The organism is Cytobacillus oceanisediminis 2691 (assembly GCF_000294775.2).
GTDB lineage: Bacteria > Bacillota > Bacilli > Bacillales > Cytobacillaceae > Cytobacillus > Cytobacillus pseudoceanisediminis.
In genome coordinates this window covers 5,297,824-5,319,846 of record NZ_CP015506.1, presented here as the reverse complement: position 1 = coordinate 5,319,846, position 22,023 = coordinate 5,297,824, and the positions used below count along the sequence as shown (strand labels likewise).

18 protein-coding genes and 1 pseudogene are annotated in these 22,023 nt (G+C 44.5%); 13 read left to right on the top strand and 6 right to left on the bottom strand.

Features of this window, described 5'->3' with window-relative positions; all coding sequences use genetic code 11:
• Positions 1-2: 2 nt before the first annotated feature.
• Positions 3-152 carry a hypothetical protein gene (locus A361_RS30655; protein ID WP_019380526.1) on the top strand — a complete coding sequence of 50 codons (150 nt, stop codon included), beginning with the start codon at positions 3-5 and terminating at the stop codon, positions 150-152.
• Positions 153-195: 43 nt separating this feature from the next.
• Here A361_RS30655 and A361_RS26525 read toward each other — a convergent pair whose 3' ends face one another.
• A complete protein-coding gene (locus A361_RS26525; RefSeq protein WP_019380527.1) occupies positions 196-681 on the bottom strand; it encodes a hypothetical protein in 486 nt (161 codons plus the stop codon).
• A 185-nt stretch (positions 682-866) separates the two neighbouring features.
• Here A361_RS26525 and A361_RS26520 point away from each other — a divergent pair, with 185 nt between their 5' ends.
• Positions 867-2,561, top strand: coding sequence for a methyl-accepting chemotaxis protein (locus tag A361_RS26520; RefSeq protein ID WP_019380528.1), 1,695 nt, complete (start codon positions 867-869; stop codon positions 2,559-2,561).
• 180 nt (positions 2,562-2,741) lie between these two features.
• On the opposite strand, the gene A361_RS26515 is transcribed toward A361_RS26520, so the two are convergent.
• On the bottom strand, positions 2,742-6,497 hold the full coding sequence (locus A361_RS26515) for a S8 family serine peptidase (protein WP_019380529.1): 3,756 nt from the start codon (positions 6,495-6,497) through the stop codon (positions 2,742-2,744).
• Between the two features lie 424 nt (positions 6,498-6,921).
• Entirely contained in the window at positions 6,922-7,092 is a 171-nt protein-coding gene (locus tag A361_RS26510) for a thioredoxin (RefSeq protein ID WP_162272023.1), read from the bottom strand.
• Positions 7,093-7,344: 252 nt separating this feature from the next.
• On the opposite strand from A361_RS26510, the gene A361_RS26505 reads away from it, so the two are divergent.
• The gene (locus A361_RS26505) at positions 7,345-7,941 is read left to right on the top strand and encodes a class I SAM-dependent methyltransferase (protein ID WP_019380531.1); all 597 of its coding nucleotides are present in this window, start codon (positions 7,345-7,347) and stop codon (positions 7,939-7,941) included.
• A gap of 34 nt (positions 7,942-7,975) precedes the next feature.
• Here the strand turns inward: A361_RS26505 and A361_RS26500 are convergent, their stop codons facing one another.
• Complete coding sequence (locus A361_RS26500; RefSeq protein WP_019380532.1) at positions 7,976-9,148, bottom strand: tetracycline resistance MFS efflux pump; 1,173 nt, start codon at positions 9,146-9,148, stop codon at positions 7,976-7,978.
• Positions 9,149-9,347: 199 nt separating this feature from the next.
• Between A361_RS26500 and A361_RS26495 the strand changes: the two genes are divergently transcribed.
• From A361_RS26495 to A361_RS26470, 6 genes and pseudogenes are all read left to right on the top strand, one after another.
• The gene (locus A361_RS26495) at positions 9,348-10,682 is read left to right on the top strand and encodes an MFS transporter (RefSeq protein WP_009332378.1); all 1,335 of its coding nucleotides are present in this window, start codon (positions 9,348-9,350) and stop codon (positions 10,680-10,682) included.
• 13 nt (positions 10,683-10,695) lie between these two features.
• Positions 10,696-11,673 (top strand): ornithine cyclodeaminase family protein, encoded by a 978-nt coding sequence (locus tag A361_RS26490; protein ID WP_026041609.1) that lies wholly within the window; start codon positions 10,696-10,698, stop codon positions 11,671-11,673.
• 68 nt (positions 11,674-11,741) lie between these two features.
• Positions 11,742-11,933: a hypothetical protein gene (locus A361_RS26485; protein WP_009332376.1), complete on the top strand. Its 192-nt coding sequence runs from the start codon at positions 11,742-11,744 to the stop codon at positions 11,931-11,933.
• Positions 11,934-12,263: 330 nt separating this feature from the next.
• Positions 12,264-13,350 (top strand): annotated as a pseudogene (locus tag A361_RS26480) (NAD(P)/FAD-dependent oxidoreductase).
• Between the two features lie 126 nt (positions 13,351-13,476).
• A complete protein-coding gene (locus A361_RS26475) occupies positions 13,477-14,322 on the top strand; it encodes a neutral zinc metallopeptidase (RefSeq protein WP_019380534.1) in 846 nt (281 codons plus the stop codon).
• Positions 14,323-14,346: 24 nt separating this feature from the next.
• Entirely contained in the window at positions 14,347-14,847 is a 501-nt protein-coding gene (locus A361_RS26470) for a cupin domain-containing protein (RefSeq protein ID WP_019380535.1), read from the top strand.
• Positions 14,848-14,986: 139 nt separating this feature from the next.
• Here the strand turns inward: A361_RS26470 and A361_RS26465 are convergent, their stop codons facing one another.
• Both A361_RS26465 and A361_RS26460 read right to left on the bottom strand, forming a co-directional pair.
• Positions 14,987-16,480, bottom strand: coding sequence for a peptide MFS transporter (locus A361_RS26465; protein ID WP_019380536.1), 1,494 nt, complete (start codon positions 16,478-16,480; stop codon positions 14,987-14,989).
• A 235-nt stretch (positions 16,481-16,715) separates the two neighbouring features.
• Positions 16,716-17,984, bottom strand: coding sequence for a GGDEF domain-containing protein (locus tag A361_RS26460; protein WP_019380537.1), 1,269 nt, complete (start codon positions 17,982-17,984; stop codon positions 16,716-16,718).
• 467 nt (positions 17,985-18,451) lie between these two features.
• On the opposite strand from A361_RS26460, the gene A361_RS26455 reads away from it, so the two are divergent.
• The 4 genes from A361_RS26455 to A361_RS26440 all read left to right on the top strand — a co-directional run bounded on the left by A361_RS26455 (position 18,452) and on the right by A361_RS26440 (position 21,820).
• Positions 18,452-19,633 carry a ParM/StbA family protein gene (locus tag A361_RS26455; protein WP_019380538.1) on the top strand — a complete coding sequence of 394 codons (1,182 nt, stop codon included), beginning with the start codon at positions 18,452-18,454 and terminating at the stop codon, positions 19,631-19,633.
• A gap of 11 nt (positions 19,634-19,644) precedes the next feature.
• Positions 19,645-20,247 carry a hypothetical protein gene (locus A361_RS26450; RefSeq protein WP_019380539.1) on the top strand — a complete coding sequence of 201 codons (603 nt, stop codon included), beginning with the start codon at positions 19,645-19,647 and terminating at the stop codon, positions 20,245-20,247.
• A 109-nt stretch (positions 20,248-20,356) separates the two neighbouring features.
• Positions 20,357-21,259, top strand: a complete 903-nt coding sequence (locus A361_RS26445; protein WP_019380540.1) for an NAD(P)/FAD-dependent oxidoreductase — start codon at positions 20,357-20,359, stop codon at positions 21,257-21,259.
• 99 nt (positions 21,260-21,358) lie between these two features.
• A complete protein-coding gene (locus A361_RS26440; RefSeq protein ID WP_226280657.1) occupies positions 21,359-21,820 on the top strand; it encodes a hypothetical protein in 462 nt (153 codons plus the stop codon).
• Positions 21,821-22,023: the final 203 nt, after the last annotated feature.

Here is a 22,023-nt window from a genome sequence, read left to right as displayed (position 1 = left end):
AAATGAAAAAACTCTTATTGATGCTTTTTCTATCTCTATCATTCGTAACGTTAACGGGCTGCGGAAACGATGAAAAGCCTGAGGAAGACGAACAGGTTGAAGATGTGGAAGAAGAGGATGAAATTGGTGACGGCGAAGTGGATGATGAGTAAGTGTTAGCCTGAAAAAAGGAGTGCCCATCCCGGGCACTCCTGTTCATGTAGAGGATAAACACAAAACAATGATCTTATAAGGTGTAGTCTGGGCAGGGATGCTTTTGGTAGACGGACCATAGATTACAACTAGGTCTCTGTTTGCGGGACTGCCGGTAAAGGCCTGCCCACTTGTCAGCACCATCTGGGTGTACGGAGAAACATTTAATTGCAGCTGGCCATCACTGCTGACTAGCTGGCTATTAAAATAGTCAGTTTTCACATTTTGGTGAGAAGTATGTTTTACGACCACTAGCGCACGGTATTGAGGAGGATATATCAGCGGAATAGGAGCATTGCCGTCATAATACCCGGTAATGATGTCACCTGCTGAAAGCATGGATTGATCTAAAACGTAAGTGGAGGAGGATACAATGAAATTGGCAGTTCCCCCCATTCCATTATCAACGGAAATGATTTTATGGCAGCCGTCTCCGTTAAAATCGGAGATCTGCGTAATGGTCCCGGTGAAATAGTGAAAATTGGTCATGTTCTTCCCCCGTTCTTATAAAATAAAGCCTCGGATTTAACCAATATATTAAAACAGCCTACTTTACGTTCCTTTGTAAATTTACAAAACATTACTTTTCATCCAATCTTTACATCCAATTTACATTCGCTCTGTATAATTTCTTTTATAGGTCATTAGTATGATAATTTGGGGGTTTTGGATAAATGAAGAAACGGCTGAATAACTTTGCGGCAGCCTTCAGCCATAAGCTGAACCTGGGAACAAGATTATTGGCACTGTTCTTTACCCTGCTGCTGCTGTCGATAGCGGCAGTGGGAGTTAGTTCCTATCTTAAAACAAAGGACATGGCAATCAAAACAATTGAGGATAGATTGGCAAGAGAAGCGGAATTAATGGGATACATAGCGGAAAACTTAAAGTTTGTGTATGTCAGTGATGATTCGTACTTTAAGCAGCAGCTCGAGGCCAGTGTCCGTTCTCAGCAGAAAAAGCTGCAGGCAGATGGGATTGACTCTGATTTTTTCTATCTTTCAGATAACAAGATTACGCCTTTTAAGGTCAGCAGCAAGTCAGATGCCGCTTTTTCAAGGGGTACGATCAATGAGATCAGCACAATGAAAAATGGAGTCATACACATTGAGATGAACGGGACAGATTATACAGCGGCCTTTCAGGAGATGAAGGAAATTAGCGGCGTCTATGTAGTCCTCATCCCGGTAAAAGCGTATATGTCTGATGTGCATGCGATCGGGTATTTTATGATTGCAGCGATTGTGATCAGTTTATCGGCTGCTTCAGCCATTATTAGTCTTTTTGTAAGAAAAATAACGAAGCCTTTGAACTTATTAAGAAACACCATGCGGGAGGTTCGGGAAGGAAACCTGCAAAACACGCTTGAGATTCATACAGAAATTCCCGAAATGGTTTCTCTGCAGAAAAGTTATAACAGCATGATTGAACAAATGAGGAGCCTGCTGCGGGAGCTGACCGGCACAACGAAGGAGCTTGAGAGTACGGGCAATGAGCTGAAAGGATCATCCTTCAGCGCTCTTGAAAGCGGACAGCAGCTGGTATCAGCCATTCACCTCGTGAAAATGGGGGCAGAGCAAACCGCAGCCAGTTCTGAAAATAGTGCGTCCAGTTTTAAAGAAATGAAAGATAAGTTCGAAGACATGTTTTTACATATGCAAAGTGTAAACCGCAGCTCGGAGGTGATGAATGACTCTGCCAGGCGCGGCGGGAACAGCATCAGTGATCTGATCGCTGCCATTCATTCCTTTGGTTCAGAATTTGGAAAATTGACCCTGACAATAAAAGAGGTCAAAGACCATTCCTTAGCGATTACAAATCTTGTCGGAATGGTAAAGGGAATTGCTGAACAAACAAGGCTGTTATCCTTAAATGCTTCCATTGAGGCTGCCCGGGCAGGAGAGGCAGGGAAAGGCTTTGCCGTGGTCGCAGGAGAAGTCCGGAAACTGGCTGAGCAATCTGCAGGTGCCGCAGAAGATATCACTCGGGGAATAAGAAATATGGAGAATATAACACTCAGAGCTTCAGAGGAATTTGACCAGCTCCATACGGAGATAAAAGGCAATCTTGAAATGGCAGGCCAATCCAAAATATCATTGGACGAGCTGATGAAAGAGATTTCGAATGTAAGCGGAAAGCTCCAAACCATGCAAACGGAGCTGAAAGGCCTGGAAAAAACGCTTCCGCAGCTTGAACAGGGAGCTGAACAGTTCTCCTCTGTTTCACAGGAAACATTGGCAAGTGCAGAAGAGATGCTTGCTGCCAGCGTCATTCAAACAGGACAAATGGAGAAAACGGATAAAATTGGGATGAAACTCAACTCTCTGGCAAGGTCATTGTCTGAACTGACAAGCCATTATAGGGCATAGCAATTAGAAAAGCGTAAGGCGAGCTATAAAGGTCGCCGAATCCTCCAAAAGCTGCCCTGGAGGGTTGCGGAGTTAGGCGGTTAACTAATCTATTAAAAAAGTGAACCAGGCATTGGCTGCCTGGTTCACATCTGCTCTGTACGCAATCCGCTGCTTAACAAGAGGTTCATCATTTTTTCATTATTTTAATCCATAAGCCTTGATGATTTCCTGATTTACACGATTGCCTGCATCATCCCATGCACTGGCACGCAGGGAGACAGAGGTTCCCTTCTTATTTGGATGCTTGATTTCGGCGGACCAGCCATTGCCCTTAGAAACTAACTTTGCAGCTTCCCATGTCTTTCCTTCATCAAAAGACACCTCCAGGGCTGCTCCTTTTATTTGGCCGTTTTCCGGAGCATCGGTTATTTGAACAGCTGATAAATCAAGCTTAATCTTTTTACCGGCCGTGGAGTTGCCTGACATGTCAGTGTCCACTTTATAATCAATAGAAATCAGCGGAAGAGCAGCCTGGAATTCTCCTTGCTTCTGTGACCAGAATGTCCACTCCGTATGTGTACGGACTGATGTGTTCCAGCGCTCTGCATCACGGGCAGCATCACTTACGAGTTTGTACTGGGTTTTTTCTTCCGGAAATTCATTAAATAAGTAGAGTGCCTGGCCCTTTCCTTCTTTAACCAGGTTATCCCCTTGATATAGCTTTAATGTCTGATCGCCAGGGTAATTCATGTCAGCTCCCGTATGTCCAGGTCCTGAGTCAGCCCAGGCAGGAACATTTAATATCAAATTATTGCCTGAACGGTATGGAGCCCAGAAACCATCACCAAAACGAGGACGGACGACTGGTGAAAACCATTCTTCATTCAACGTTTGACCCGGTTTGTAATCCACTTTTGGCTGTCTTACTTCCCACTGGGCATCGAGAACACCAGCCTGGTGGTACCATGATGTGCCTCTTTGTGCCGATACCCACTCTGTTCTGACAGACGGAAGTGACAGGGTCTGCAGGAAGCCTACTCCGGCAAAGCTGTGCGCCAGAATATCGTACCTGAACTCAGCACCCGGAGCAGGACGGTCTGATTTATATTCAGAGTTGATTTTAACAAGGTCCTTCGATTTCGGAGAATAGTTTACCTCTTTAGGCACTGCCTGATGATGCATGTCCACCAGGTCATATAAGTAATCCGAGTCAGGTGTACCCTCGACTTTTAAAGTCAATTTTCCAGACTTGGCAGCTGCGATCAGCTCTTTGCCTTCAGTGCTGCTGATGCCAGCAACCGGTAGAGGGCTGTTGGAAAGTGAAAAATCTTCATTTTCTATTCCTACCCATTCACTAAGCTCCTGAGGTCCATCATTAACGGTAATCAATAGTTTTGCTCCTGCTGCTAACGCTGCTGCAGCACGTTCTGATCCTGTTAATTCATCACTGCGCTGCACAATTGCGGCTTTTCCTTTTACATCCAGATTTTCATAATCCTCTGGAGATCCATTTCCGGCATAGACAGCCTTCAAATTATACTTCCCATTCAGGAGAGTGCTGCCTGCCTGCGGGATATCATCCAATTCCTTTCCTTTGTAACCGATTGTCAGCATAGGTTCCGCCAGGCGCCAGCGCGTAGCCTGTGTGAATTCACCAACGTTAACTTTCTCTGTAGGTGCAGCGTACATTTTATCCACCAATACTGGCAAAATGTAAATGTCATTCACGTCGTTTCCATTTATGCTGCGGTAATATTCCATTTTCCGATAATTGGCTTCTGTCTCTTTTGGAACATCAACAGTAATCTCGTTGGCCTTGCGCGCATCCAGCATAACTGTCTGAGGTCCATCCAGGTTAATTTCCGGGTCGCCGACAAGTGCAACACCTGCATGATCTGTATCAGCATCAACGTCCATCATGGACATAACGGAATACGTTCCTTTCGGCAGCCGCAGCTCCTTCGTGCCTTCCACAGACATGAACTGAGGATCGCCAGTTGGTCCCAACAGGTAGAAGTATGCGGAGGCAGCTTCCCCATCCCGATCAACTGCCTTTATGGTAAGGGGATACCTTTCATCTTCTTTAATCATGCCTAAAGACGTATGGACAATCTTTTGGCCTTCTGCTGAAGCACTGATATGACCCTGATAACGGGAGCCAAAATCACCATTATTCGGGTCCAGTGTAACGGTGACCTCGGCAATTCCATTAGCTGGAACAGTCACTTTTTCTGATGAAAGCTTTACCATTCCGGCAGGAGCATCGGTGTCATGGCTATCTTTCATCGATATTGACAGATCCAATGTCACATCCTGGCCGCTATCGTTTGTATACGTAATGGTCTTCTCAGCAGGAACATCATTCTCATGAGGCCAGTCATAGAAGCCAAAGTCGAGGGAACCAGTGGCCCTTATATTACCAAGCACTGCAGCTTCAGCATCAAGACGGCCAGTTCCGCCTTCAAAAGGGCTAATGTCCTCCAGCTTCCTTGTGGTGCTCATCAGAGCTTCTTTAAGCTGTTCTCCGGTCCATTCAGGGTGGCGCTGGGAGAGAAGGGCTGCAGCTCCAGCAACATGAGGTGTTGCCATAGAGGTGCCATCCATGCTCATGTAAGAGCCGCTTCCCTGGTTCGTATATTGAGAACGTGCAGCCATGATTCCTACTCCAGGAGCAGTGAGATCAGGCTTTAATCCTAAGCTTCCAAAGCTAGGCCCTTTAGACGAGAACCAGGCAAGATTGTCGGACTTGTCTACGGCGCCAACAGTAAGAGCATCGTCAGCAGCTCCTGGTGATCCGATTCCTTCACTGCCAGTGTTCCCGGCAGCAATAACAAACAGGGAACCTGTTTCTTTACTAAGATTGTTTACAGATTGAGCCATTGGATCCGTTCCATCGCTTGGTTCAGAACTGCCCAGGCTCATATTAACGATTTTGGCATTTTCAGCAGCCCATTCCATTCCATCAATAATCCATGAATCCTGGCCAAAGCCTTCATTACTCAGGACTTTTCCTACAAGAAGACGTGAGCCTGGAGCCACACCCTGATTCCGTCCTTCGGAGGCTTCCCCGGTCCCAAGCACTGTGGAAGCCACGTGTGTCCCATGTGCATGCATATCGGTTACTTCTTCTCCTGGAACGAAGCTCACTGCCTCATCCAATTGGCCTGCAATGTCCGGATGCTCTGGATCAATTCCGGTATCAAGAACAGCCACCTTTACGCCTGTTCCATCATAGCCGGATTCCCAAGCTGAAGGGGCTCCAATCTGAGGGACACTTTGTTCAAGAGAAGCTTCGACACGGCCATCCAGCCAGATTTTTTCAATCCCTGGAGCCAGTGCGGCTTTAGATTTCTTGGGGGTTTTGTTTGCTTTAGTAATTTCTTTCCAGAATCCCTTTGTTTCTTTCTTATCAGCTGTGACTGCTACACTATCTATGCTTTCAAGTACATGGGTTTTCTTTGAGCCTTTTGGGATTGGATGAGCAACAGCTGAACGGCCTTTGGATTCGGAATATTGAATGATGACCGGCAATTCCTTTTGATTCTCATCATCATAGCCGTCTTTAATTAAAGCCGTAATATTGAACAAATCCTGGTCCAAAAATCCGGAAGCCAGATATGGCATAGCCTGATCAGGAATGACATACGTTTCTTTGTTGGCTGTCAAAATACGTGCTCCACTTGCGGAGGGATCCGCTGGTTCAACATGAATGATATTCTTTCCATCTTCAAATTCGGTTACGGTTACGACATCACCCGTGATAAGGGTGATGTCATGCTTGCCTTTACTGGCTTTTGCATTCATCCCTTGCAGATCAGTTATTGCCGCTTTGCCATCTGCGCCTTTTAGAATGCCTTTCCCTGAATCATCAGCCGCAGCCTGCAGAGGCGGAACAGCCAGCATAGCAGCAGCCATGGCAGCTGTTAAATGCTTTTTAAACCTGAAATCTCCCATTCGTGCCCATTCTCCTCTTCAAAAGTATAGTGGTTCACCCTTAAAGCAGCTGGGAAAGCACCCCTATTAAACTGCTTTAAATAATCAAACAACAACCTCTTACAACTTGATTCATAGTTCATAAGGTTCTATTGAAAAGTATAAGGAAGAAAGAACATTCTGTTAATTGGGGAAATTAAAAGGCAATTTAAGTGTTAATTCTGGGCTAAAAGAATTAGATTTTGATAAATTGATGGTTGATTGGGAGTGTCTGTAGGTATTTATGACAATAAAATTTGGGGTTATTTAATAGGGGAAGATAATAATACTGCAAATCTATTAATTTTAATAATCGCATCCTTGTGCTTATGTAATGCTGATTTTTAATAACCATCAGCTGGAATAGTCAACAAGGACCGGCGGAAAAGCACCGTCAGTCCTTGTTTTATACATCAAAAACACCCTCATAGATCCTCTTCAAATCATCTCGAAGCTTCTCGACCGGTATGAATCGCGCCTCTCTCAGAACTTCTCTTCCATCCAGATATAAGGCAATCACAGGCACTGTAAAAGCCATGAGGAACCCGGCTATCTCAGGGACCTTTCCTGCATTCACAGACCGGGATTCTATACGGGGATAATCCTTCAACACTTCCTCAACCTGAGGAAGCAGGCCATGACAGACGCTTCAGCTGTCAGTCAGCACATAAATAAGACCAAGCTCGGCGCTCTGAATAAACTGATGCACCTCTTCCATCGCTGTCAGCTCTTTCATCGTCATCATCCTCCTAAGCCGGCATTTTTTCCATTATACAATAGGATTTCCATAACCACTTCTAGAATACCTTATCAGGAAGGAGTGGTTCTATTGGCAAATCTATGGGAAGAAAAGTTCTCCGCAGAAGGATATTTATATGGTGAAGAGCCCAATGAATTTATCAGAGAGCATGCGTGGCGGCTTGAGGGACACAAACGAGTTGCTGCTTTGGCCGAGGGTGAGGGCCGAAATGCTGTGTTCCTTGCAAGAAAGGGGCATGAGGTAACCGCATGGGACTATACACAAAGCGGGCTAATAAAAACACAGCAGCTGGCTGAACGCCATCATGTCAGAGTAGAAACAGGGCAGAAGGATCTCATTCATGATTCTGTACCATCAGGGGAGTATGATGCTTCGATTATGGTTTTCGGCCACTTTCTGAAAAAAGATCAAAAGACTGTTTTCAATAAGCTTGTTTCTGTTGTAAAGCCGGGTGGAATCGTCATGCTTGAAGTCTATTCGGAGGATCAGCTCCTCTATGGAACAGGCGGGCCGAAAAGTGTTGATATGGTGTATGATCCCGCAGATCTTCTCCAATGGATTAAGAGCTATAAAGTCCTTCATTTCTTTTATGGCGAACAGGAGAGAGTCGAAGGAAAAGGCCATACAGGTACGGGGCATGTGATTCAGGCTATATTGCAGAAATAGAAAAAGGAGGCATAAGCGGCCTCCTTTCCCTATTTTAAGATGTAATGGATTGGGTTCTGTTTACCTTGGCAGAATAAACACGGTACAACACGAATGCCAATCCGGAAAGCAGGATTCCCGAGATGTACGGGGCACCGATGCTCATGGTAAAAAGCCAGCCGCCAAGCGGGGGCCCGATAATACGTCCCAGGGAGTCAAATGATGAAAGCAGGCCGGTCGTACTGCCGTGTCCAGTTTGAGATGTCTTTGTCAGCAGGGAAGATACGCTCGGGCGGATAAACCCGTTTCCGATTCCGAAAACTGTTAAGAATATCGCTGCTGTGGTAAAACTGTCAACCAGGAGAATAAGTCCAAAGCCAATGGCGGAGATGATGATCCCCAGTTGAATCACAGCTCCTTCTCCGTACTTTTTCGTCATTCTTCCTACTAAACCGCCCTGTACAAGGGCGCCTCCAAACCCCATGATCATAAAGATATAGCCAAGCTCTACGGTCCCAAGGCCAGCTTTGTCAGCCGCAAAATACGCGAAAGTTGCTTCCAGGCCTGCCAGTGACAACGAAACAAACAGCTGAAGGATAAACAGAATTCCAGTGTTTCCGCTTAAAGCTGTTAAAAGTCCTGGACGCTTAGCAGCTCCCTGGCTGCGCTGCTCTGGTGAAAGGGATTCCTTCAGCACAAGCATGACAAGGAAAAATGTAATAAATGAAGATGTTCCTGCCGCGTAGAAAGGAATGTTCAAACTTTCCCGGGAAAAGATGCCCCCGATTGCCGGACCAAAAATAAACCCTAAGCCAACCGCAGCTCCAATGATTCCCATCCCTTTTCCGCGGTCTTCTTCAGATGTAATATCCGCTACATAGGCCATGACAGTCGGCATATTGGCAGATGACAGGAAGCCGCCGATAACTCTGGCAGCAAACAGCATCCAAAGTTCAGTGGATAAGGCCATCATGAAAAAAGACAGGCCAAGGCCAAAAATACCGATCAATATGACCGGTTTGCGTCCGATTTTATCGGAAACGCGCCCCCACATAGGCGCAAACAGCAGCTGCATCAACGAATAAACGGCCATTAATAGGCCCAGTTCAGTGGGGGAGGCCCCTAATTCTTCCGCATAAAAGGGGATGACAGGTATGATGATTCCAAACCCCACCATAACAAGAAACATAACTGCGAATAAAAGAGGCAGTGCTTTTTTTGTATTCAACGTGTTCACTCCAGTTAAGGTCAAATTCCATCTAAGTACTATTTATTATAACAAAAACATTCCCATACTTTCACCTTAGGCATTGGGCAGGTAAATAAGTTCTATTTATCAGCCAATTTTAAAAATATATTGAAATATCAAAATAATATAAACTATGATGAACTTGTACATTTTTACAGTCAAGAGAGGGGGAAATGGAATGGAAAAGAAATTAGAAAAGAAAGTGCTGATCGCAAGCCTGATCGGAAGTTCCATCGAATGGTTTGATTACTTTTTGTACGGGACGGTTGCTGCACTTGTATTTAATCAAATGTTTTTTCATAGCGATGACCCGGCTGTCGGTTTGATGCTGGCATATGCCTCTTTCGCACTTGCTTTCTTTATCCGCCCGCTTGGCGGGGTAATTTTCAGCCACATCGGCGATAAAATCGGCAGAAAGAAGACTCTTGTCCTCACACTATCCCTTATGGGCGGTGCAACTGTCCTCATGGGCTTTTTGCCTACCTACGACAATATTGGCACGGCAGCACCGATCCTGCTGATCATTTTACGCTTAATACAAGGTATTGGCCTTGGAGGAGAATGGGGCGGCGCATTGCTGCTTGCTGTTGAGTATGCCCCAAAAAATCGGCGCGGCTTTTTTGGAAGCATTCCGCAAATGGGTGTCACCATCGGAATGCTCCTTGGAACGCTTGCCTTATCCATCATGACTTTATTGCCTGAGGAAGCCTTTTTATCATGGGGATGGCGTGTCCCGTTCATCCTAAGTGCCCTGCTTGTCTTTTTTGGCTTATGGATCCGCAAAGGGATTGATGAAACACCATCCTTTAAAAAGGCCCAGGAGAAAGGCGAAATCGCCAAGATTCCGTTTGTGGAAACCATGCGCAGCCATTGGAAGGAAGTATTGATTGCAGTCGGCGCAAAAGTGGTGGAGACAGCGCCATTTTATATTTTCGGAACCTTTATTGTTTCCTATGCGACAACACAGCTTGGATTCTCACGCACTGTTACTCTGAATGCCGTTACGATTGCAACGATAATTACTACAATACTAATCCCGATCATGGGAAAACTGTCTGACAAAGTTGGCCGGAAAAAGCTATATGTGGGCGGAACGGTCCTGATGATGCTTTACGCCTTTCCATACTTCTGGCTGCTTCATCAGGGTTCGGCGTTTCTGCTGGTTGTGGCTACCATATTGGGTCTCGGGATCATCTGGGCTCCAATTACCGCTGTACTTGGGACTATGTTTTCAGAAATATTTAAGTCGAATGTCCGCTATACCGGCATCACACTGGGCTATCAAATAGGAGCCGCTCTGGCAGGAGGAACCGCTCCTCTCGTTGCAACTGCCCTGCTGAATGCGTATGACAATTCCTATGTTCCTGTAGCGTTATACATCATGCTTGCAGCTGCCATCTCTTTGATTGCGATTTCATCCGTCCGTGACCGAAGCAATCAGGACCTTGATTCTGATCTTCCAGGAGATGATGCATTCCATACAGGCTTCGGACAAACCGACCAAAAAGCTTAGAAAGGTAGATTTCATGCTTTTATTATCTGAAAAAGAAATCAAATCCATCTATACGATGGAATCAGCCATTAAAGATCTGGAAAATGCCCTGGTACATCATCTGGAAGGGAAAATCCAGAATCCCCATAGAACCGTCCTGGACTTTCCGGAGAAACAGGCATCTGCCCTTTATATGCCGAGTGCCATGCCGCCAATTGGCAAAACGGCTGTGAAGGTGGTCACCATTTTTCCTGAGAACCCTGCGATCGGCAAAAAAACGACACAAGGAGTCATTTTGCTAAGCGATACAGATAATGGAGAGCATCTCGCATGCATGAATGCCTCTTACCTGACAAGGCTCCGGACCGGGGCCGTGAGCGGGATTGCCACTAAGCATCTGGCAAAAAAATCGGCAAGATCTGTGGCTGTGATCGGGTGCGGGGCAATGGCTGAAGAGCAGCTGCAGGCCGTTTTGGAGGTCCGTGAAATAGAGGAAATCTTACTCTACAACCGGACGGCTGCAAAGGCACAAGAATTTTCTGCGAAATTTCATGAATTCAATGGTCCGGTGATCATCTTGGAAAATGCCGATGAAGCTGTTTCCCGGGCGGATATTGTTATCTGCAGCACCCGCTCGGAAAAGCCCGTGTTCACAGGCAAGGCCCTCCGGCCGGGTACGCATATTAACGGGGTAGGCTCCTATCTTCCGCATATGCAGGAAGTCGACGCAGAAACACTGCTGCGAAGCTCTAAAATCGTCGCAGATACCTTGGAAGGGGTCAAAGAGGAAGCAGGTGATTTCATTATTCCTGCCAGAGAAGGCATCTGGAGCTTCTCGAACCTTCACGGCGAACTCGGACAATTATCAGCCGGAGTGATCGCAGGCAGAGAAAACGATGAAGAGATTACCTTTTTTAAATCAGTCGGCATTGCCTACTTTGACCTCGCTGTGGCTGCAGCCGTTTATGAAAAAGCAATTCTTGAAGGCATCGGAACTAAGGTAGACCTGTAAAAAGGTGAATAGTGCCTGCAGCTTTGGAAAATCTATAGCTATACTTCTAAAATAAAGGAGAGATAGGAATGCCAAAGCAGCCGAATAAAGTAACAGAAGAGCAGCAGGTCGTAGCCGCCCAAAACCAGGCGGACCAATTCAAAAAAGGAATGGACACAGAATTTGCCCTTGAAGAAAATGTCCAGGACGCGGCAGCCAAAAGCCAGCAGTATCAGGCACAAAACCAGCAGCCGACCTATGAACCGAATAAGCCATTTTAATGAAGCTGCATGATGGGTTTTATGCCTGTCATGCGGTTTTTTTATATGGAAATAGTTGCTGGATAGCTGTCAGAAAGGAATTTTTCAATTGCTGGATCAGATACAGGGGGAAATTAACTTATCAGGCCGCTGTGCCAGGTATATCAGTCAGATTTTATATATATCGGCCGATATCGGTCAAAATACCACTTTATCGGTCACCCCGCGCCCCAGCAGCTTTCCAGCAATATCACCGTGCAAATATGAATACGCGTCTGCCATGATTATTTTGTGCACTGCCCCAAACTCTTGTAAAATAAGTGGCAAACTAGATCGCAAAAAGGAGTCATTATGAAAAGTCATATCATCATTGGTGCAGGAATCCTGGGGGCCTCTGCAGCCTACCATTTGGCTAAGGCAGGTGCAAATGTCACCGTTATCGACCGCAAAGACCCGGGGCAGGCAACAGACGCAGCGGCGGAATAAGGCGTGGTACGCGCTGGCCAAAGGGGGAGCGGCCTATTATCAAACATTAATCCGGGAGCTTGAAAAGGACGGAGAGACGAAGACGGGCTATCAGAAGGTAGGAGCCGTCAGCCTTCATACCGACCCTGTAAAGCTTGAAAAAATGGAAGAACGTGCAGCAACAAGACGCGGTGATGCACCTGAAGTGGGAGAGATTACACCATTATCTCCAGACCAGACATTGGAGCTGTTTCCGCCTTTATCAAAGGAATATGCCTCTGTACATGTAAGCGGAGCGGCGCGCGTCAACGGCCGGGAATTAAGGGACGCCCTGCTGCGGGCAGCAGAAAAACATGGTGCTGTATTGGTTCATGACTCTGCTGAACTTTTGTGCCAAGGAGACAGGGTCACAGCTGTAAAAGCCGGCGGAAAGCAATATGAAGCAGATAGTGTCATCGCAGCAGCTGGCGCGTGGGCTGGTGAGCTTTTGAAGCCGCTTGGTATTCAATTGGATGTAAAGCCGCAAAAAGCGCAGATTGTCCATCTTCAGCTTGAAGAGGAGGAAACGGGCAAATGGCCTGTTGTGATGCCGCCAAACAACCAATACATTCTGGCTTTTGAAGGCGGCCGCATCGTCGTTGGTGCCACCCATGAAGATAATATAGGCTATGATCTAAGGGTGACAGCTGGCGGCCTAAATGAAATTTTTGAAAAAGCGCTAGCAATAGCCCCTGGATTGTCTGATGGAACGTTCACAGAAGCACGTGTGGGCTTCCGTCCCTATACACCCGGTTTCTTGCCCATTATCGGCCAAATTCCGGGCATAAAGGGTCTTTACATATCAAATGGACTTGGAGCCTCAGGGCTGACCGCAGGGCCGTTTCTGGGTGCCCAGCTTGCCAAGCTTGCTCTCGGGCAAGAGGTGGATATTGACCTGGACCTCTATGATCCGGCTGGCGCGATAGAAAAATAATAAGGGTAAAGGTGCCTGTTTGCAGCAGGCACCTATTTTTAATTCTGCTAAGTTAATAAATCCCTTCAATTCGGGTATACACTAATGAAATGAATGATAAATGGCGTTTCAGTAGGAGGCTGAATCATGAAGTGGAAAGGCAGAAGAGCGAGTTCTAATGTAGAAGACCGAAGAGGCATGGGCGGAGGGGGAAAAACCCTGATTGGCGGCGGCCTCGGCGGAATTATTATTTTATTGATATTTACCTTCCTCGGCGGTGATCCGGGAGAGCTTTTAGGCAATATGGCCGGAACAGACTCTGGCACAGCTGTACCGTATGAAGAATCAGAACAGGAAAAAGAGCTTGCTGATTTTGTCTCTGTTGTGCTTGCGGATACAGAGGAAGTCTGGACGGAAATATTCGAAGAACAGGGATTGCAATATGAGGAGCCGACCCTTGTTTTATATTCAGGCAGCGTACAGTCTGCATGCGGGGCAGCGTCCTCTTCCGTTGGGCCTTTTTATTGTCCGGGCGACCAAAAATTGTATATTGATTTAAGCTTTTACGAAGAACTGCAAAGAAAGTTCCAGGCTCCTGGCGATTTTGCCATGGCCTATGTCATAGCCCATGAGGTAGGGCACCATGTGCAGACCCTGCTTGGAACGACTGAGGAAATCATGCCGCTTCGTCAGAGAATGAGTGAAGAAAAGTTTAATCAGTATCTTGTCCGTTTTGAATTGCAGGCCGATTATTATTCAGGCGTTTGGGCCAACCATGCACAGGGAATGGGATATTTAGAGGAAGGCGATCTGGAAGAAGCCCTGAATGCTGCAACGGCAGTAGGGGACGACACCCTTCAAAAACGGGCGCAGGGCTATGTAGTGCCGGAAAGCTTTACCCATGGAACGTCAGAACAAAGAAAGTCATGGTTCTACAAAGGATTCCAAAACGGAACCATCAAAGGCGGAGACACGTTTAAACAAAGAAATTGAAGCAATACGAAAGGAGAGGTTCACTTGAATAGCCAAACCCAAACATTTCAGCTGGCGGATGATGGACAAATACCCAACAATCCGGACCTTCCTGTTATCATCTACAAGGCCGTTTTTAAGGAGCAGCCTGATGAAATAGAGGCGGCTTTTAACAGACATCAATGGACCGGCAGCTGGACGGGCGGGGTATATGATTACCATCATTATCACAGCAATACTCATGAAGTACTGGGTGTCAAAGCAGGACAAGCAACCGTCCTCATCGGCGGTGACCAGGGCGAGCGCCTTGACCTCCATCAGGGCGATGTTATTCTCCTCCCGGCAGGGACAGGGCATAAGAATGCGGAAAGCAGTCCGGACTTCGAAGTCGTAGGTGCCTATCCTGGCGGAACAAGCCCGAATATGAAGAAAAAAGACCCATCAGATCGTGTACAAGCACTGGCAGAAATCAAAAATGTCCCTGTTCCTCAGACTGATCCTGTCTATGGTGATGAGGGGCCGATGCTTGAAGAGTGGAAAGAATGAAGACTGCTGTTTACCGGCCCAAATAGAACATTTACCGGCCGATTTGAAAGAAATACCGGCCAAACTGACGAATTTACCGGCCGAGAAGATACTAAAAAAAGCCAGAAGAGCATACACTCTTCTGGCTTCCGCTTTTCTATTAACGTACACCCTTCATATATCCTTGAATCTTAGGACTCAACATGAATAGGATAATGGATAGCACGATCGCAGCTGCACCAATTACACCGAAATAAGTCATTTCTGTTTCTGGTGAATAGAACTTAACAATCTGTGCATTGATTGCCTGTGCGGCCGCATTTGATAGGAACCAAAGGCTCATCGTTTGCGCCGAGAAAGCAGCAGGCGCTAATTTTGTTGTGGCTGAAAGTCCGACTGGAGATAAGCAAAGCTCACCAAGAACAACAATAAAGTAGCTAAGAACCAGCCATAATGGACTTACAAGAGAATCTGTTCCCCCAAGGTATGCTGGCAGCAGAATCACAAGGAAAGATAAACCGGCGAATAATAGACCCAGGGAGAACTTCTGCGGCACTGAAGGCTGGCGGTCGCCAAGCTTCACCCATAGCCAGGCAAATACTGGCGCAAAGAAAATGATGAACAATGGGTTAAGAGACTGGAACCATGCCGGTGAAATATCAAGACCCATAAAGTCAAGCTGGGTACGCTTGTCCGCATAATTCGCAAGAATCGTTGAACCCTGCTCCTGGATAGCCCAGAACATAACAGATGCAATGAATAATGGAATATAAGCAATGATGCGTGAGCGTTCCACTTCTGTTGTTTTCGGGCTGCGGTACATTACAGTAAAGTAAATAATCGGAAGCCCAATACCAAGAACACCAACAAGGGCAATAAACGAATCAAATGTTAAAAGACCAGTTGGGATGCCGACTGCCACTAAAATGGCAACAACAGCAGCACCAAGGCCAATTCTTGTATAAACCTTACCTTTTTCATCTGCTGATAATGGATTAGATACATAAGTTCCTGCTAATCCAAGATTTTTCTTTTTCGTAAAAACAAACACTAATAAGCCAAAGAACATACCAACGGCAGCAATGGCGAAACCTAGGTGGAAATTATAATCCATTCCAACTGTTCCGACAATTAAAGGCGCAAGGAATCCGCCAAGGTTGATACCCATATAGAAAATACTGAAACCTGCATCGCGGCGGTTATCTTCCGGGCTGTAAATATCCCCAACCACGCTTGATACATTTGGCTTCAATAATCCAGTACCTAATACGATCAGCACCATGGAAACAAAGAACATAGCCAGGCTGCCAGGAATAGAAAGGGCAATATGGCCGAGCATGATTAAAATTCCGCCATAGAATACAGCTCTGGAGGTTCCGAGCAATCTGTCGGCTATCCATCCGCCGATGATTCCTGACATATACACCAATGACCCATAAATGGACATGATAGCTAAAGCTGTCGGCTCATCCAGGCCTAAACCGCCTTTTGAAACCTCATAATACATATAGAATACAAGGATCGCTCTCATTCCATAATAAGAAAAGCGCTCCCAAAATTCAGTGAAGAAAAGTGTGAACAAGCCTTTAGGATGTCCAAAGAAACCTTTTTGAGGCACACTTTCAACAATTTTCTGCCTATTAAAATCTGACATGTTTCATCCTCCTTTTAGCTATTCTATAATATCTTTCATAGTTCCTAATTGTCAAAAAAAATTTTATGTAACGATGGTTATTATTGACTTTTTAGGCGGAATAAATAGATTTTTCCAGAGATTTAAACAAAAGAACGTTTTTTCAGAATAATAACAGTATTAAAACTTATCTAAAAACAGAGGTATTATTCCCATAAAAAAAAGCCGCTCAAACCGGCGGCTGCTGCAAATATCCTTATGCGTTTGTAAGTACTGCTTCTTTAGGGCTATGCTGATGAATTGATTCTTCCCTGGAGGATAGCCTGTTTTTTCCCATGTCCTTAGACTGCAGAAGGAGCTGGTCTGCGTAAACATAGGCTTTTTCAATAGAAAGGAGCTTGTTCACTTTATAGTAAAAGAGGCCAAAGGATGCTGTGTAGGATAGAGAAATGGACTGGTCTTTAAAATCGGCATGAAATGTGCTGTTTTCAATGCCTTTGCGTATCTTCTGAGCTAAATTCAAGCATTCTTCATATGACCTGAATCTCATTATTATGGTAAATTCCTCTCCGCCGCTTCTGAACAAGTAATCATCTTTGGAAAGATAGCTCTTCAATGAGTCGGCAAAGTGCCTGATTGCCTGATCGCCCACGGCGTGGTTATAGCTATCATTAATCCTTTTGAACTTGTCGATATCTGCCACTACAATCGCGATGTGTTCCGCCGATTGATTAAGTTCCGTCATTTTTTTATCCATATAAGCACGGTTAAAAACACCAGTAAGGAAGTCGGTATAGGCCATCTGCTCAAATTTATCGCGTTCGATTTTATTCTGCAGCATCTGTGATTTCGACAGAAAGGAACGGCTGACAAGATAATTAAGTATAAACAGACTTATGAGCATCTCCCATTTGCCCTCATTAAGAAATAACAGCAAAAGACCATTAGTAAAGGCAATCTTCCCCATATCCAGTACACTTCTTGTTTTGATAAAATCAATCGCTTCCTGCTTCGTTTTTATGTCTCCTGTCAATTTAAACACGGTAACCAGGAAGATGTCTGAAAGCATGGATGTTACGGTAATCAGAATAAGCATGATTATCCAAAAGCCGAATGCCGCATCCTGAAAGAGGGGATACAGCAGATTGAATAAATAGAATGCAATAGAGTTGCTCATCACAAAGGAGCCAATGTTATAAAACGTATGGAAAAATTCATCCGGATCGTCTGTTTTTGTTTGTTTCTTATATAAATAAACACTAAATCGATAGATGACTTCAAATATAAATAAACCTAATGGCCCTGTAAAAAGCCCAATGGAGAGACTGTAATTAATTCCATAATCGATGGACGTATTTCCGTTTCTGCTGATAATCCGCAAATGGTGATACAAGCAGGAAAACAGCAAGTATATGAAGAGTGCTTTTATATATGAAGAGCTCTCGACAATGATCCCGTCCGAGATCAGAGCTGTAAAAAGTGAAACAATAAAAAGCGAAACCATAAATATTCTGGAGCCTTGCATCTTTCTGTACTCCTTTGCCTGTTGTTATACCTCTATTTTATAGGAATTTTTTTCTAGAAAGTAGACAAATTTAATATATTTTCTAAATTTTTTAATATTATCTATTTTATTTCATTTTTGTTAGAGACAAGCAGGATATTATTTTATCTCTTAAACTATCAAATTTCAGGAAAAACACCAAATAAACTTGGTTGTAAACAAAAATGAATACAAGTATGCGATATTGTTTACAGTTGTATTCAAAAATGTAAACAAGTATACAAACGCGTGTACATGTTGGTGTGTAAGGATGTGTTCAATATTGTTTACTTGTATACGGAAAGTGTATACAATGTAGGTATAAGTTTACAATTTGTTTACGTCTTTACGCTTTGATTACTTTTTATTTCCTTACATTGATTAATCTCTCAATCTGAATTACTCTTAAAACAATAGCTCTATATTTGAGAATGAAAGGATTGAATGATTTGACGAATTCAAGAATTGCAGCAGTTGACGTAGGAAACGATTCTATTAAAGCAATCTTTGGAAAACTGGATTCAGAATTAAATATACCGAATGTGATTGCGAGAGATGTTGAGGACCGCCCGGTTATCGGGATAGAAGAACTTGACAGCAAAAATCCGCTTGAAGGCATACATATCAGAGTCCACTCCCCTGCCCTGAAAGAAAACAATGCGATTTATCGTGTGGGGCACCTGGCAACGAAAAGCGATAACGCTACTGAATTAGATCCGGGCAGCAGCAAATCCGAAGAAGATCAGACATTAGTCATGCTATTCTCTGCTTTGGCATTGGATGCTGTGCAGAAAGATGGTTCCACAGGCTTTAAAAAGTCCGGGAATGTGATTGATGCAAACTACACACTGGGAACAGGACTTCCTCTTCGTGAAGTAAAGGAAGGCAAGGATGCGGGCTACCGTTCCAAATTGCTGGGCTCTGTCCATCAGGTTGAGTTCCTTGTGACACCGAAGTACCAGGGGCAAAAAGTAAATATCAAGTTTGATGAAATTAAGGTATATCCTGAAGGCTTTGCTGCTTATATCAACCTTGTAATGGACAACAACTTAAATATCATCAATAAGGATTTAATTGATAAGCGTATTTTAATTCAGGATATCGGCGGACTATCAACGGATATTGCTGTCATTAAAAACCGCAATGTTGATGATGACAAAGCGCAGGGCTTCAACCTTGGGGTATCTGAAGCTCTTGAATCCATCCGTGAGGAGATTCGTTCGAAACATGGCGTTGAACTCGACAGCCGCCGGGATGTCGTGGAAATCATCACGAAAAAGAATGACCGCAATCATATTATGGTAAAAGGAAGCCGGACAAGCGTACATGATATTACAGACCGAATTTTGCTTGATCTGGCTAAGAAGCAGTATCGCCTACTCCGCAACGTTTGGCAGAAAAACTCCCAGACGGAAATCTGCTACTTTGTCGGCGGCGGCTCTATTGTTTTAAAAGATTATCTGAAAACATTAAATAACAATCTGGATGGCTATAACATTGACTTCTTTGAGGATGAAAAAGAAAGCATCTGGATGATGGCCAATGCTTATTACAAGCTGATCTCTGATTTTTCAAGAAGAACGAATAAAGACAAGGCGGACCAGGATAAAAAACCTGTTAAAGCCAACTAGGGTGATTTTTCATGAGTAAAGCTTCCTCTTCTGAAATTAAGAGAGGACAATCCGTATCCTTTCGGGTGCCATCTGACACACCTGATCATATTTTGAAGCATCTGCAAAAGCTCAAGGAAACCGAAAAACGGAATTTTTCCAGTAAGATTGCAGAGTTTGTGATGCAGGGAGTCAGCAGCTCTCAATCAAAAGACCGGGAAACTATTACCATTCCCCTTCCCAAGGGGTTAAGCAAAATCCAGCGCGACTGGCTAAAGCATGAGCACTCAGAAGCATTGCTCGGCAGCATCCTTTATCAGCTGATTACGGATCCCGTACGTGCAACTTCCCTGCTGGCTTCTTTGAACAGCCGATCTTCTGATATTGATGAAGCTCTTTATCTGCAGGAGGAGTCGAGGCATTCAGTGAGTCAGTATGATTCGGCAGCTGCAGCTTTAGAAGAAGACGAACTTTCTGAAGTTGAACTGACCGATATTGAAGATGATTTGCTTGACTTTGATTGGGATAAAGCTAAACAGGAACAGGAAGAAAATGCAGAAGGTCAAACTGAAGAGGAAAGCGAAGAAGACCTGGATACTCTTCTTGGCGGCTTTCTTGCACATATGAATAAATAAGCTTGGGGAGAGTTTCAGTGATGAAACTCTCCTTTTTTGTATTTAGAAAAGGATTTTCTGGGTAGTTTACAACTATAGCTTATCTTGGAACGAAAAGGAGGAATTTCAATTGAATTATGATTGCCTGATTGTTGGAGGAGGTATTGCGGGACTGCAGGCTGCCATTCAGCTGGGCAGATATAAACATAAGGTGCTGGTGCTTGATTCCAATGATGGGCGCTCCACGATATGCAAAAGCTATCATAATATCTTAGGCTATCCGGATGGCGTGAGCGGCCCTGAACTCCGGGAGATTGGGAAGAAGCACGCAGAAAGCCTTGGAGTGAAGTTTGTTAATGAAAAAGTGGAGCACGCAGAAAAGACAGATGGAGGATTTGAGGTTTCATCCCAAAAGGGCAATAAATATGTGGGAAAACGGATTTTACTTGCAACGGGTATTATGGACCGGATGCCGCCCTTCCCCGAATTAATGCCTTGTCTCGGCATTTCTGTCTATGTCTGTCCTGACTGCGACGGATATGAGGTAAAGGATAAACGCACCATTGTGCTCGGCTCTGGAAATGCCGGAGCAAATATGGCATTAACATTGTCTTATTGGACAAATGATCTTGTTTTCATCAACCATGAAAAAAAGCCGGCAGATCAGAAATTATTGGAGAAATTGAAAGAAAAAAAGATTGAATACCTTGAGGAATCTATATGTAAGGTACTTGCAGACGACGAAAAATTCAACGGTGTACAGCTTGAAAATGGTAAAAAAATCACAGGTGATAGAGGGTTTATTGCCTTTGGAGGAAACGAAGTAAAGTCTGACCTGGCAAAGCAGCTCAGAGCAGAGCGCCTTGAAAATAAGCATATCCTGACAGATCCCCGCTCGAAAATGACAAGTGTCAAAAATGTTTGGGCAGCTGGAGATGTGGCAGCCCATTCAGAACAAGTAACCATTGCAATGGGGGAGGGTTCACAGGCTGCCATTTGGATTCATAAATCGCTGCTGCAGGACAAAAATTAACCTGAACTGGTTTGAATATAGAATTTAAAGGGTAAATATTTGGTTTATTTCTGAGCTCTTTTCTCATATAATAGCCTATAAGCTATTAAATAGAGAAAGGTGTATGCATTGAAGAAAGAAAGCTTGGATCTAGTCGTTCGGGAGTTATTGGAGAGATCGGGGAGTCTGGCAAAGATTAAATTAGAGAATCATTTTCCGGGAAATCGTATAGCTGGCGGAAAGTACAGCATGGGAACACATACCATAACGCTTTATATGGAAGAGATTATGAAACAATGCCAGCAGCTCTTTTCTTCTGCTGATCGCTTTTTGGATTATTTCACTGTTGTGTTTGCTCATGAGCTTGGTCATGCTGAAGATACAGAGCTGGAGGAATTGGCCAATTACCTTGATTCCTGCATAACAGAGCAGGAACGATGCCTCACAGCATTGAAAATTGAGGAAAATGCATGGGCATTTGCTGAAAAGCTTCTGCCGGATATGGATAAAGCCTTCATGCAGAAAATTATCTATCATTCGTTAAAACCATACCGGGAACAGCTTCAAGTGGAGCCAGCCTGATAATATAGGAGAAGCCGCAGTCCAAAAAGCTGCGGCTTCTAAATTGTTAGCAGGATTTTATCATGAAAAAGGGTATTGAAAAATCCAATTGTAAGCGTTACACTTACTGTAGTAGTATGCAAATGCTTAAAAGCAGGCAGCTTTTTTTTATACCGCTTAATGCAAACGTTTGCGCACCGCGATGATTGAAAAAGAAATTTATA

Coding starts and splice junctions, on each gene's coding strand:
- A361_RS30655 (WP_019380526.1), top strand. CDS start 3: ATGAAAAAACTCTTATTGATGCTTTTTCTATCTCTATCATTCGTAACG.
- A361_RS26525 (WP_019380527.1), bottom strand. CDS start 681: ATGACCAATTTTCACTATTTCACCGGGACCATTACGCAGATCTCCGAT.
- A361_RS26520 (WP_019380528.1), top strand. CDS start 867: ATGAAGAAACGGCTGAATAACTTTGCGGCAGCCTTCAGCCATAAGCTG.
- A361_RS26515 (WP_019380529.1), bottom strand. CDS start 6,497: ATGGGAGATTTCAGGTTTAAAAAGCATTTAACAGCTGCCATGGCTGCT.
- A361_RS26495 (WP_009332378.1), top strand. CDS start 9,348: ATGGAAAAGAAATTAGAAAAGAAAGTGCTGATCGCAAGCCTGATCGGA.
- A361_RS26490 (WP_026041609.1), top strand. CDS start 10,696: ATGCTTTTATTATCTGAAAAAGAAATCAAATCCATCTATACGATGGAA.
- A361_RS26485 (WP_009332376.1), top strand. CDS start 11,742: ATGCCAAAGCAGCCGAATAAAGTAACAGAAGAGCAGCAGGTCGTAGCC.
- A361_RS26475 (WP_019380534.1), top strand. CDS start 13,477: ATGAAGTGGAAAGGCAGAAGAGCGAGTTCTAATGTAGAAGACCGAAGA.
- A361_RS26465 (WP_019380536.1), bottom strand. CDS start 16,480: ATGTCAGATTTTAATAGGCAGAAAATTGTTGAAAGTGTGCCTCAAAAA.
- A361_RS26460 (WP_019380537.1), bottom strand. CDS start 17,984: ATGCAAGGCTCCAGAATATTTATGGTTTCGCTTTTTATTGTTTCACTT.
- A361_RS26450 (WP_019380539.1), top strand. CDS start 19,645: ATGAGTAAAGCTTCCTCTTCTGAAATTAAGAGAGGACAATCCGTATCC.